This is a genomic window from Atribacterota bacterium (assembly GCA_028717805.1).
Taxonomy (GTDB): domain Bacteria; phylum Atribacterota; class Phoenicimicrobiia; order Phoenicimicrobiales; family Stramentimicrobiaceae; genus Stramentimicrobium.
In genome coordinates this window covers 24,950-37,637 of the sequence record JAQUNC010000005.1, presented here as the reverse complement: position 1 = coordinate 37,637, position 12,688 = coordinate 24,950, and the positions used below count along the sequence as shown (strand labels likewise).

Below are 12,688 nucleotides of genomic sequence, written 5' to 3'. Positions count from 1 at the left end.
TTAAAATTACTTTTTATTCTCCCCTTTTCTTTTTTATGTAATATTTTATTTAATCTTAACAATCTAAGTAACAGTAACACAACTTACCACTTTGAACCTCGAGTAGAAAATAGTCAATTAGTATACATCAATCTTTGTGGTAAAGTCGTTTCATGTAACCATCAAACAGTCTTTCAAGATATTACTAATGGTTATATAAAAATCAAATACTAAGATACTTCATAAAAATGTAGCATCTTAGTATTTTATAAAACAATCATTATACTTCATCTTATCTTGTTTAATTTAAATTATTGGACAATCATCTCTGAATCAAAACGATCTTCATTTGCTAAAAGAAAGTTTTCAGACATACTCAGACAATTGACCGGACAAACATCATTACACTGTGCACAAAATATACAGCGGTCAATTCTGATTTTAATCTTTTTTTCTTCCGGAAGAAATTCAATCGCTCGGGAAGGACATACCCTAACACATAAGCGACATCCGATACATTTTTCCCTATCATAGACTATTTTCCCTCTAAATTTCTCCGGTACCGTTACCGGTGAGTTTATCTTCACCTGGCCATCCTGGACTTTTTTAATAAGATCAGTAACAGTTGTTTGGCTGGGATAATATTTCACCGGGAAACAGTTCGTTGCAGGTCTATGAAAAAGTTGTTTGATTAACTCAAACACTATTGGTGTCGGCATTCTTTATCACCTCATTTCATCTATATTGCCTGTTAATCAGGGTAGATAGGCCTTAAAATCCCTTAAAGTAAATACATTTTAAAAAAATTTCTTTTATTTTATAATCAGGATATCCCTAGGGAATTCTTCCCCTTAGGAATATCTGAACACTTCTTCTATATAGATTATGTAAATAAATTATCTTTAGCAATATCAAAACTTCAAAGAAATTTCGATATTAGATAATATAATCAATAGCTATCAATAATAAACCCATCAAACCAACTATAGAAAGAAATACTAAATAAGCAACTGAAGCTTGATCAATTTTTAAACGTGCTATAGCAACTCTAATAAAGGTTGCTTCAAAGAATATGACAATGAATAATTTAAAGAAAAAGAATAACGTATCGACAATATAGGCAAAGAAGCCATTTAATGAAAATAAATGGGCAATATTATATGGGAAAAATAAAACAACAGTCAAGGCTCCCATTACTATCATTTTTACTGCATTAGCCAGTTCAAATAAGGCTAAATTTCGACCAGAATACTCCACCAAGATGCCTCCTGCCAGTTCGGTTTCTGCTTCAGGAATATCAAAAGGAACAATGGATAACTCTGCTGGAGTTACAATAGCTAAGGTAAAGAGCAACAATATGGCGCCAATAAAACCCAGCGGGCCAACTAAACTCCAGATAGGATTAGCACTTAAAACTGCTAAGGAAAAAACCTTTAATCCGGGGTAGGCCAAATTTAATCTCCACCCTAAAGCAACAATGGTAGTAACCAGAGGGAGTTCATAACTCATCATCAAAACCATCTCTCTTTGTGCTCCAATACTGGCATAAGTAGATCCTGAAGAAAAACCACCAGCTACCAGGGCAATTGCTGGTATAGCCAGCAGATAGGCAATTAATATCAAATCACCAGAATTTCCAAACAATGCTGGTAGCGAACCATAAGGAATATAAAATAAAATGGTAATTGTGGAAACCAGAGCTAGCATTGGTGCACCATTAAAAATCCAGGGAATAGCATTTTCGGGAACGATATTTTCCTTTATCATTAGCTTAAAAAAATCAAGAAAAGGCTGTCTAACCGGAGGTCCTACCCGGGATTGCATCATAGCAGCTAATTTACGATCAATGCCTTTATAGAATAAACCTACCAATATACCAATTACAGCAATTATTAGAGCGCTAACAATTTTGAGAATAAAGATTAAAATACTGCTCCCACTCATCTTAACATCCTCCTGGTTTTTTCGATACTTAACTTTCTTAATTCTTCTCTAGTTAACACCTGTTTTTTATAGGTATTAGAATCAACCAGTGTTACTCTATCCATACAACCAATGCAGGGATCAATGGAAGCTATTACAATAGGAATATCTGCTACTTCCTGCCTCTGTAACATTGGCATCCAGGACATTAGATTATTATAAGTCGGTGCTCTTGCTTTCCACACCTCTGGATTTTCCGATTCATTTAATTTTACATAGTGAATAACTTCACCACGTGGAGCTTCATGTCTGCCCACACCTTCTCCCTTCACTTTTTTCAAAACACCTAATAACTTGGCAATTTTTGGCTCTGATAATATTTCTCCATCAGGTAAGTTGTTGATACAATATTCTATAATCTGGACAGACTGAAAAACCTCCAATATTCGAACAATAATACGATCAAAAACATCGCCATTTACTTCACCAGAATAACTATCCGGTGTGATAGCTTGAACATCAAAATCAGCATAAGCCGAATATGGCTGATCCTGTCTGATATCTTTTTTTACTCCTGAAGCTCTGGTTGTAGGACCAACACTGGCTAAATTGAGTGCTTCCTCATAGGTTAAAATACCAACATTCTTAGTCCTTAAGGCAATACTGGGATCTTTGAGAAAAACATCTTCTAGTTTCTGATAAACATCCTTATAATATTGTAAAGTTTTTCTAATCCAAGGAATTTGTTGCTCCGTAATGTCCCTTCTAACTCCACCAATCATAAACATCCCATAATTTACCCGGTTACCAGTAAGCATTTCCAATAGATCCATTACCTCTTCTCTCACTTTCCAGGAAAGGAATAAGACTGAATCAAAACCTAACTCATGTGCGGCTACTCCTGCCCAGAGAATATGAGAATGAATTCTTTCTAACTCAGAAATAATAACTCTAATATATTCTGCTCTGGGCGGCACCTCTATACCAGCAGCGTTTTCAACGGCACGACAAAAAGCAAAGGGATGAGAAGCTGAACATATCCCGCAAATTCTTTCTGCCAGATATATTATTTGAATAATATTTCTATTTCTTCCCATAAATTCGATACCCCGATGATTATCACCCGGTGCTAAATCTACCGACTGAATTCTTTCGCCGGATATCTCAAAATTGAAGGTCATTGGTTCTTCCAATGACGGATGAATAGGCCCGATGGGTACCTTATAAGTAGATTTACTCAACTATAATCACCTCAACTTTCCTTTGGAACGAGTTCGTCCAAGCCTTTTTGATCTTTTCGGAAGGGAAAAACATTTTTAGGGAAATCGTATGGTAAAAAGATATTTCGCATATCCGGAAGTCCTATGAATTCTACTCCCAACATCTCTTTAATTTCCCTTTCTGTTGTTTGAGCTCCAGGAATTAAATCAGTTATACTCTCGATAGCTGGATTCTTTCTCTCTAATCTCACCTTGACATTAATTGAAATTTCTTTAAATTTCTCTCCATAAAAGAGGGAAAAAAGATAAACCAGTTCAATGGTTTCGCCGGTATCATGACCGGAAATAATAGCAATGTGAGGATATTGTAAACTCATTAATAGCTTCACAGTACCCCTGAATTTTTCTCTTTTCACCTCTAACCAGATATTATGAAACTCTTCCTGCTTGATTCCTGCCTTTCTGGATTCAAGGCGAATTTCTAAAATGTTTTCTTTCAAATTTTCTTCTAAAAATGATAATAACTCTTGGGCATTATAATATTCCATATTATCACCTGAACCTTCTCATTTTATTTTAAGCACTAACCTCTTCTATTTTCTTTTCAATCTCTGCACCAGAGGAGCCTCTTAATCTCTCTAATTTTAACCAGGCTTTCAAGACTCCATTAATTATTGCTTCTGGCCTTATTGGACATCCAGGTACATATACATCCACGGGAATGTGCTTGTCCACTGGTCCCACTATATTATAAGAATCATAAAATACACCGCCACTTGTACCACAGGTGCCAACTACAATAACAGCTTTGGGATCGGGAGTCTGTTCATATATCAGTTTCAACCTTGGTAGCATCTTTCTATTGACAGGACCAGTCACTAATAGTACATCGGCATGCTTTGGGCTTCCCACCAGTTTTATACCAAATCTTTCCACATCATATCTTGGTGTTAATAAAGCCACAATTTCAATATCACAACCATTACAAGAACCTGTATTTAAATGAAATACCCATAAAGAACGATCTAAATACTTATCTAATTTCATTGTGCTAACTCACCCCAACTATAATAAATATAATAGCCATTACTAAAACAATCCATCCACTATAATCATTAATGTCCCCGGTATGTAGTTTAATCAGGGGCTCATAATAATTCTTTAAAGCCTCAGTGAATCCCCAGTAGATATGGCTTGCTCCGACATGAGAGTCTTCTTTACTTACTTCTGGATTGCCAGAAAGGAAAGGTTTTGTTTGATTGGTATCTTTTTTATAGTTTCCTTCACCTTTATTCCTTAGCCATAAAACACCAATTCCAACTATAATAGTAACTAAGACCCATATTATCGCATTCCAGTAACCACTTCCTGTTTCTAATAAACCAATATTCATACTATATTCCTCCCAATATTGTTGCGGTATAGTGAGCCTGATTAATCAAAGCCATCACTGCAGGATGAACAATATGTTTAACGATGAGATCGGGAAATAATCCAAAAAATACAATGATGCAGGCTAAGGTAGCCATTGCCACTACCATACTTTTAGGAACTTCCTGTACTGACTTATATTTTTCCAGTTTAGGACCTAAAAAGGCACTATGAAATACTTTCACAAAAGAAGCCAGGGTTAAAATACTAACCAGCATAGCAATAATTGATAATAAAGGATTAAATTGATAGACTGACTCATAGATAATTAACTTGGAGGCAAAACCATTAAAGGGTGGTATTCCAGCAATAGCTGCTGCACCGATTATAAAGAAGATAGTAGTATACATCATGTTATTAGCTAAACCACCCATCTTATTTAAATCTCTGGTACCTGTCCTATAGAATAAGGCACCAGCAGTTAAAAATAATAAACCTTTATACATAGCATGGTTCATAATATGAAAGATTCCACCTTCCATTGCTTTTATTCCAAAACTTTCTAAAGCTACCGGATTTGCTAGAACAGCCAGGCCTACTCCCACTCCTAAAAGCATATAACCAGTCTGAGAAATGGCGTGATAAGCCATTAAACGCTTAATATCCTTCTGAATAATAGCCATAGTAACACCGATAAACATAGAAAGTATACCCAGAATAATAATAATCCAGCCAACTGTTACTGTATTTAAAGTGACATTATAGAGAGAAAATGTAATTCTAAAAAGAGCATAAAGGCTAGCTTGACTGGCAGCAACCAGAACCATAGTAATCGCTGCCGGGGCTTCCGAATAAGCATCTGGTGTCCACATATGCATTGGCACTGAACCTGCCTTCATTGCCAAAACAGATACTAAAAGTATTAAAGCTATTTTATCAAGTTGGGTAAATTGCATAACACTGGCAATAGTCGCCATGTTCAAAACATCATATTGACCATAAAATAATCCAATAGCAAATAGTACCATTAAGGCAGATATGGAACTAACTACCATATATTTAAATCCTGCCTCAGCAGGTTCACCTGCAAGAGTACTCCGAAAGGAAATCAGCGCTACTGAAGCAATAGAAGCGATCTCCAAAAAAACAAAAAAGTTGAAAATATCTCCAGTTAATTCCATACCAAACATCCCGGTTGCCAATAAGAGTAACAGTGTGTAATACTTTTCTAATCCACTATGTTGTTCCATAAAAGAAATTGAATAAATAGCAGCTAAAAAAGAGACAACGGCTGTTATCAATCCCATAAATATTCCCATTCCGTCAATATGGAAAATGATTCTGATGGGTACTGTATATCCAGATGGTAATGTTAAACCTGCCTCACTTCCTCCAAAAACATAAATCAAAGCACCATTAGTTAAGACCTGATTAGCTATGAATATGATCAATAATAACGTTAGTCCTAATATAAAGGATACAAACCAACTTATTGTTTTACGATTAAAACGACCTATAACAGGAGTAATAAAAGCCGCTAATAGAGGCAAGGCAATTACTAAAGCAGGTGCATGCATCAAAATGCTGCTCATCCTCTTAACCTCCTTATTTCATCTGTATTTAATGTACCATATTTTTGGTAAAGAATCATGGCAATAGAAAGAATCAAAGCAGTTGTAGCAACTCCTATAACAATACTGGTCAAGGTTAAAGCTTGAGGTGTAGGAAGAACCATTTTGACTCCTTCTGGCGCCTGTGTATAAATTGGCGCTACGGCTCCCTTTCGGTATCCTAAAGTAATTAAAAATAAATTGGTACCATTTTCAATTAGTGTTATTCCGATGGCAATCTTAATTAGATTTTTCTTAAAAATCAGGGTATAGATTCCTAATCCAATCAAAATTACCACTGCAACAAAGGGAAAATTTCCAATCATATCACGGCTTCTCCTTCTTCTGTATAGTTTCAGCGGCAACAGACATGGTAAGAACAATTACTCCTAATGCTGCCAGCACTTCTAAACCCACTGCCATATTCATCAGCGTTATAGTACCACCTGTATTTAGATCACCTGGATTGACACCGATTGTAGCTGGTGAACCGAATAATCCGCCACTGTTGGAAAGAAAATTATAAAAAAAAGTTGCACCTAATCCAAAAAATGCAAATGTAATAAAAAGAACCAATCCGGTGCTTTCCAGCAAAGAAAGAATATCTTTTGCTAAAAAGCTTTGAGTATTTTTATTGCCATAAGTTACTAACAATAAAGCAAAGGCTGAAGCTACAATCGCTCCTCCCTGAAAACCTCCTCCAGGAGTGAGATGACCATGTATTATGACATAAAATCCATAAACAGCGATAAAACCATAAATCAAATTAGTTATGGTTCTAACAATACGAGACATTTCTTCTCTCATTTTGCCACCTCCCTAAATAATGCCACAATACCTACCACTGCAGTAAATAAAACAGTTGCTTCTCCCAGGGTATCAAAACCACGGTAATCAAAAACTATGGTAGTTACTACATTATTAGCTCCTGTTTCAGCCTGAGCATTTTCTATATAATAGTCATCCATTTCACTAAAAGCTGGCTCCCCAAAAGGTCTCATACCAAAGGCAGCTAGAATCATAAAAGCTACAAATAATATAAAAGCAATACCAAATATTGATTTTTTCATAATCTCACCTCTTACTTCTTCGTTGCCCTGATGGCAAAAATATAAATTGCCATAGTCAAAGCTGCCCCAATTCCTGCTTCTGCTATTGCTACATCAGGAGCATGCAGAAGATAAAATTCTAAGGACAAAAGTAAACTGGCTGCAGCCAGGGCAATAACTGAAGGTAATAAATCCCTTAGTACTACAGCTAAAATTGATGCAATAATCATAACAACCAGTACAGCAATATGAGCAATACTTACTAATGGGCTCATTTCAGCTTTGCCTCCTTTAATTGATCAATCACTGCCTGTTTAGGCATCACTCCACTGCGGTAAGCTGCCCGAGCAATAGCATGAGCTCCAGTAGGATTGGTTATAATCAAACAAACCAAAGCTATGATGGTATGCAATGCCAGAACTCCGAATTTAGAATCACCGTTGGCTTTCCAAAAATAAAAACCAAAAATGATAACAGACAATGATGTGAATATAGAACCAAACGTAGTGCATTTTGTAGCAGCATGCAATCTGGTGTAAACATCAGGAAATCTCATTAAACCAATGGATCCCAATCCATTGAAAAATATTCCTATTAATAAAAATAAAAATAAAATAATCGATAAAATGGTCACTTATCTTTTGCCCTCCTCTCAAGATATTTAGCAATATACAGAGTAGCAATATATGATAATAAGGCATATACTATTGCCACATCGATATAAATAATTTCTTCAAAGGCTGCACCAAAGAGAATCATTCCTGCTACAATTAAAGTATTAATGGTATCCATAGCTACAACACGATCAGGTACAGTGGGACCGGAAATCAAACGAAACAGAGATATTAGAATAAATACTGTTAATAATACTCCTGTAATTAAAAAATAGTTCAATAATTGAGTCATTCTGCTATCCTCCTCGCCCATTCGGAAAAAGTACCACAAATATCTTCAATAGAAGGTTTCAAATTAGTAACATTAATCCAATGGATATAAAGATCATTATTCTTTTCATCTATATCCACACTTAGTGTTCCAGGAGTAAGGGTAATAGAGTTTGCCAGTAAGGTTATGGCAGCATCGCTCTTTAATTTGGGTGATATTTTTACAATTCCCGGGTTGATTTTACCTGTAATTACGCGGTAAGCAACATCAATATTTGCTTTGGCCATAGCATAAAAAAAGGGGCCAACCAGATAAAACAAAAAAATAACCCATTTTAATGGGTTTAAAAGGTGGTAACGTTTTTTCTGAAATAATACTCTGGCAGAGATAATAGTTACAATGAGACCAACAATTAGGGCGGCTATTATTTCATTTTGACTCCATAATCCTAAAACTTCTCCTTGACTGGCAGTTAAAAATAGATAAGCGAAAAAACTCAAAATAAAAGTGATAATAAAACTTATCATTACATCACCTCGCTATAGGTCTGTATTTATTGATTGACTATAATGGGTAAGGTTTATCAATAAAATCTTTGATTTATTGTTGTTTTGCTATTTTTTATTACCAAAATAGATTTGTTAAAGAACTTACCAAAATATATCTTTCTTACAAATTTAAGATTCATTTCTATTTTACAAAACACTGGCAAAAGTATAGCACATTTTTACTGGATGATGCAATTTCTTTAGCAAAATTTTTTATTCTCTTTTTCTCTTGATTTCTGTCTATCTTATACCGCATCTCTTCAGTCATTATTTTCTCTTTCTTCTTACTTCCTTCCAGTAAAAATTTTGACCTTATCTATCTTAATCTTTAAATAGTAAAACAAAAAATAAAAAGGGCACCAATGTCCCCTTCCTAACTATCATTATAAATAAAATTTTAATTTCTCTTAAAATAGAATCTATGGTGCCGGGAGGGGGATTTGAACCCCCACAAGCAATATGCCTACCAGCCCCTCAAGCTGGCGCGTCTACCTATTCCGCCATCCCGGCAATAAAAGAATTTTTTGGTTTACAGTTTTTAGTTAATAGTTGAATAGATATTTATTGAATTTATTCTAATTAAAAATTGGCTTGGCATTAATTAAACAACTTACTCATTGTTTAATCTAAAAACAAATATTAATTGTAATAATACTAATTTATTCTTAAATATAATAAAATAAATATAAAACTATTTTGGTAATTTAAGTTTTAGACAAAAACAAAAAACTAAAAACTGATAACATTACTGCTAACGCTTACTACTATATCTAAATTAATTGAACTAAATTCTTGTTTTCAATTTTACCAGGTATCCGCCCTCTTTTGGCAATAGGCTTCCCTTCAACTTCCTTAATATCAAGAGTCATATCAATGGGTGAGGCATCGCTAATGTAACTACCCACTCCAAAGGCATCAACAGCTTCCTTGCTTAATAAAACAATTCTCTCTGGTGTTACTCCTCCTGAAACAAAAATCTTAACATGAGCATATCCTGCCTGATCTAATCGTGCTCGTACCTCTTTAACCAAATCAGGGGATACCCCTCCTCTTTCACTTGGAGTGTCAAGACGGACACCCAGAAGGCTCTTGCCCAAAGCATTAGCAACCCTAATTGATTCTTCAGCCTCATCTTTGAAGGTATCTATCAAAATTACTCTGGGTATATCCGGAGAAAAACACTCATGATAAGCTTTTGCTGCTTTCACTGTATCCCCGGTAATTATTATTACAGTATGTGGAATAGTACCTTGGGGTTCTTGCCCCATCAATTTTGCTCCCAGTACACAACTTGCTCCATCCACTCCTCCAATAAGTGCTGCTCTTTCCATAACAGGAGCAACAGCTGGATGAATATGCCGCGAGCCAAAACAGATAATTTTTTTACCATTTGCGACCTCACAGCATTCCCGTGCTGCAGTTGCCCAGGCAGAACTGCTGGCTAATATCCCTAATATTATTGTTTCATAAACTCCAAATTCATTATAGGGACCCTGGATTCTCATTACTGTTTCTTTGGGTTGAAATGAATTCCCTTCTTGTAGTGACCAAAGTTTGATCTTTTTATCTTTGAGCAAATTATATGCTTCCTGCACACCAGCAAAAATTCCTGCTCGCCTGGCAAATATTTCTGCAGTAACCTCTGTAGCATCCAGTTTCAAGAAATTAAGGACCTCTATTGCTCTAATAAAATAAATATCAGTAGTTAATCCTCTTTCAATTTCTTCATGATTAGCAGAAAATAATCTTCGGTCAGGTTCAACTTGATAATGCTTTATTTCGTCAGTGGTATACATTTTCTTATTTGCAACCATCTATTTCCTTTTTCCAACTAATTTATTTATAAATACTAATCATGATAGAAGATATCATAAACAAAACTGCTATGGCTGTTGTTAATTTGAGTAAAAGTAGTTCTTTCCCTTTTCTGCCTCTATGATCAGCAAAGGTACCTCCGCCAAAGATGCCACCCCCCGAACTTGCCTTTCTGGTTTGGAATAACACTACGCCAATAAGTATTATACTAATAATGATTTGAATCAACATGAGCCATGTAGGCATTGTTAATTGTCTCCTTTTTTTATACTACTAAGTAATTTTATCTGTTGAAATCATAAATTCACAAATGAAATCACTGATATGCTTATGAATAATAACATATTTACACCATTGCATCAAGTTGGTTAGGTAATTAATTTTAAAAGAATGGGTTAAACTTTCACTCTTGATATTTTACTAACCTAGAAAATGTTTGAGCCTGCAAGCTTGCTCCACCAACCAGTGCACCATCAATTTCGAATTCAGCCATCAGTGGTTTTATATTCTCCGGATTAACACTCCCTCCATATAAAATCCTGATTTGTTGAGCAATTATTTTACTATATTTATTATCCAATAATGTACGAATATATTGAATCATTTCACTGGCATCCTGCGGAGTTGCCGATTTACCAGTGCCAATAGCCCAAATAGGTTCATAAGCAAATACAATATTTATAGCCTCTTCTGACTTCAATATAGCAAAGATGGCTTCTATTTCTTCTCTAACTACATCCTGTGCTTTTCCTGTTTCCCTCTCTGCCAATTTTTCTCCAACACAGATAATCGGTTTAATTCCAAAATTAAGAACTTGCTCAACCTTTCTAGCAACTTCCAGTGAACTTTCCTGAAAATACTCCCTTCTTTCTGAATGACCAAGTATAACATAGCTACAGCCAATATTTTGTAACATTCTGGCAGATATCTCCCCGGTATAGGCTCCTTCATTCTGAAAATAGACATTCTGAGCTCCCAAAATAATATTGGTATCCTGAATCAATTCTCTGGCAGTCCATAAGGAAGTAAATGGTGGACATATAACCACCTCTGCTTCCTGATAATCCTTTACAAAACCTATCAATTCTTTTATTAAGGCAATACTTTCAGTAACTGTCTTATTCATTTTCCAATTGCCAATAATCAAGGGTTTGCGCATTTAAAATCCTCCTGCTCAAATTATTCATAGCCCCACCTCTAAGGTGAGGCTATGAATTCACATTCTATTTTTCATGTGATTTTTATGTTATATTAGGTTATCTATATAATCTTAATGACTTAATATTATTTTATGATATATTTCGCCAAATCAATGACTCTGCAGGAGTAACCCCATTCATTATCATACCAGGAAACTACTTTGGCTAAATTTCCATCTACAACCATAGTAGATAAGCCATCGACAATAGAGGAATAAGAATTACCATTGTAGTCACTGGAAACCAGGGGCAGTTCATTATAATCCAGAATACCTTTAAGATGACCCTGAGCAGCTTCTTTCAGTGCCTGGTTAATCTGTTCTACAGTTACATCCTTTTTCAGCCATACTGATAAATCTACCACCGATACATTGGGAGTAGGAACTCTAAAAGCCATTCCGTTTAATCTCCCCTTCAATTCAGGGATAACCAATGTAACCGCTTTTGCTGCTCCTGTAGTAGTTGGAACCATAGAAAGCGCTGCTGCTCTGGCACGTCGCAAATCACTTTTATGAGGAGCATCTAATAACATTTGATCAGAAGTATAAGAATGAATGGTAGACATAATCCCTTTTTCAATGCCGAAGGTGTCATGTAGAACCTTTACTACTGGCGCCAGGCAATTAGTGGTACAGGAAGCATTGGATATAATATGATGTTCTGCATACAGATAATCTTTTTCATTTACTCCCATAACAATGGTAATATCCTCTCCTTTGGCTGGAGCAGTAATTATGACTTTTCTGGCACCTGCTGATAAATGCTTGCTGGCACTATCCCTATCCCGGAATAATCCTGTGGACTCAATGACAACTTCTACTCCCAATTCCTTCCAGGGTAAATCTGATGGATCTTTTATCTTTAACACCTTTATTTCTCTTCCAGCAACTGTAATTACATCATTACTAACTTCAACATCTTCTTTTAAAATTCTATGTACCGAATCATATTTTAATAGATGTGCCAGAGTTTTGGCATCAGTAATATCATTTACTGCCACAAAATCAATATCATGATCCTTAAGTGCAGCTCGCAATACATTTCTACCAATTCTGCCAAATCCATTAATCCCTACTTTAATACCCATAT

At 35.4% G+C, this 12,688-nt stretch carries 18 protein-coding genes and 1 tRNA gene; all 19 read right to left on the bottom strand.

Annotated features, from left to right (window positions below; genetic code table 11):
- Window positions 1-290 precede the first annotated feature (290 nt).
- The 19 genes from PHD84_02185 to gap all read right to left on the bottom strand — a co-directional run bounded on the left by PHD84_02185 (window position 291) and on the right by gap (window position 12,686).
- On the bottom strand, window positions 291-698 hold the full coding sequence (locus tag PHD84_02185) for a 4Fe-4S binding protein (protein ID MDD5636613.1): 408 nt from the start codon (window positions 696-698) through the stop codon (window positions 291-293).
- Window positions 699-915: 217 nt separating this feature from the next.
- Window positions 916-1,923, bottom strand: a complete 1,008-nt coding sequence (locus tag PHD84_02180; GenBank protein MDD5636612.1) for an NADH-quinone oxidoreductase subunit H — start codon at window positions 1,921-1,923, stop codon at window positions 916-918.
- Window positions 1,920-3,143 carry a nickel-dependent hydrogenase large subunit gene (locus PHD84_02175; protein ID MDD5636611.1) on the bottom strand — a complete coding sequence of 408 codons (1,224 nt, stop codon included), beginning with the start codon at window positions 3,141-3,143 and terminating at the stop codon, window positions 1,920-1,922. The genes PHD84_02180 and PHD84_02175 overlap by 4 nt, the downstream gene beginning before the upstream one ends.
- An 11-nt stretch (window positions 3,144-3,154) precedes the next feature.
- A complete protein-coding gene (locus PHD84_02170) occupies window positions 3,155-3,670 on the bottom strand; it encodes an NADH-quinone oxidoreductase subunit C (GenBank protein ID MDD5636610.1) in 516 nt (171 codons plus the stop codon).
- 28 nt (window positions 3,671-3,698) lie between these two features.
- Window positions 3,699-4,169 carry an NADH-quinone oxidoreductase subunit B family protein gene (locus PHD84_02165; protein MDD5636609.1) on the bottom strand — a complete coding sequence of 157 codons (471 nt, stop codon included), beginning with the start codon at window positions 4,167-4,169 and terminating at the stop codon, window positions 3,699-3,701.
- A gap of 4 nt (window positions 4,170-4,173) precedes the next feature.
- Window positions 4,174-4,515: a hydrogenase gene (locus tag PHD84_02160; GenBank protein ID MDD5636608.1), complete on the bottom strand. Its 342-nt coding sequence runs from the start codon at window positions 4,513-4,515 to the stop codon at window positions 4,174-4,176.
- A gap of 1 nt (window position 4,516) precedes the next feature.
- Window positions 4,517-6,085 carry a proton-conducting transporter membrane subunit gene (locus tag PHD84_02155; GenBank protein ID MDD5636607.1) on the bottom strand — a complete coding sequence of 523 codons (1,569 nt, stop codon included), beginning with the start codon at window positions 6,083-6,085 and terminating at the stop codon, window positions 4,517-4,519.
- Complete coding sequence (locus PHD84_02150; GenBank protein ID MDD5636606.1) at window positions 6,082-6,429, bottom strand: NADH-quinone oxidoreductase subunit K; 348 nt, start codon at window positions 6,427-6,429, stop codon at window positions 6,082-6,084. The genes PHD84_02155 and PHD84_02150 overlap by 4 nt, the downstream gene beginning before the upstream one ends.
- Window position 6,430: 1 nt before the next feature.
- On the bottom strand, window positions 6,431-6,910 hold the full coding sequence (locus PHD84_02145; protein MDD5636605.1) for an MnhB domain-containing protein: 480 nt from the start codon (window positions 6,908-6,910) through the stop codon (window positions 6,431-6,433).
- Entirely contained in the window at window positions 6,907-7,173 is a 267-nt protein-coding gene (locus PHD84_02140) for a hypothetical protein (GenBank protein ID MDD5636604.1), read from the bottom strand. Before PHD84_02140 ends, PHD84_02145 begins: the two co-directional genes overlap by 4 nt.
- A gap of 11 nt (window positions 7,174-7,184) precedes the next feature.
- The gene (locus PHD84_02135; GenBank protein MDD5636603.1) at window positions 7,185-7,427 is read right to left on the bottom strand and encodes a DUF4040 domain-containing protein; all 243 of its coding nucleotides are present in this window, start codon (window positions 7,425-7,427) and stop codon (window positions 7,185-7,187) included.
- The gene (gene mnhG / locus PHD84_02130) at window positions 7,424-7,786 is read right to left on the bottom strand and encodes a monovalent cation/H(+) antiporter subunit G (GenBank protein ID MDD5636602.1); all 363 of its coding nucleotides are present in this window, start codon (window positions 7,784-7,786) and stop codon (window positions 7,424-7,426) included. Before mnhG ends, PHD84_02135 begins: the two co-directional genes overlap by 4 nt.
- Window positions 7,783-8,058 (bottom strand): cation:proton antiporter, encoded by a 276-nt coding sequence (locus tag PHD84_02125; protein MDD5636601.1) that lies wholly within the window; start codon window positions 8,056-8,058, stop codon window positions 7,783-7,785. The genes mnhG and PHD84_02125 overlap by 4 nt, the downstream gene beginning before the upstream one ends.
- A complete protein-coding gene (locus PHD84_02120; protein MDD5636600.1) occupies window positions 8,055-8,564 on the bottom strand; it encodes a Na+/H+ antiporter subunit E in 510 nt (169 codons plus the stop codon). The genes PHD84_02125 and PHD84_02120 overlap by 4 nt, the downstream gene beginning before the upstream one ends.
- Before the next feature lie 443 nt (window positions 8,565-9,007).
- Window positions 9,008-9,095 (bottom strand) — tRNA-Leu (locus PHD84_02115).
- A 260-nt stretch (window positions 9,096-9,355) separates the two neighbouring features.
- On the bottom strand, window positions 9,356-10,399 hold the full coding sequence (locus tag PHD84_02110) for a nicotinate phosphoribosyltransferase (protein MDD5636599.1): 1,044 nt from the start codon (window positions 10,397-10,399) through the stop codon (window positions 9,356-9,358).
- A gap of 22 nt (window positions 10,400-10,421) precedes the next feature.
- Window positions 10,422-10,646: a preprotein translocase subunit SecG gene (gene secG / locus PHD84_02105; protein MDD5636598.1), complete on the bottom strand. Its 225-nt coding sequence runs from the start codon at window positions 10,644-10,646 to the stop codon at window positions 10,422-10,424.
- Between the two features lie 157 nt (window positions 10,647-10,803).
- Complete coding sequence (gene tpiA, locus PHD84_02100) at window positions 10,804-11,559, bottom strand: triose-phosphate isomerase (protein MDD5636597.1); 756 nt, start codon at window positions 11,557-11,559, stop codon at window positions 10,804-10,806.
- A gap of 125 nt (window positions 11,560-11,684) precedes the next feature.
- Complete coding sequence (gene gap, locus PHD84_02095) at window positions 11,685-12,686, bottom strand: type I glyceraldehyde-3-phosphate dehydrogenase (GenBank protein ID MDD5636596.1); 1,002 nt, start codon at window positions 12,684-12,686, stop codon at window positions 11,685-11,687.
- Window positions 12,687-12,688: the final 2 nt, after the last annotated feature.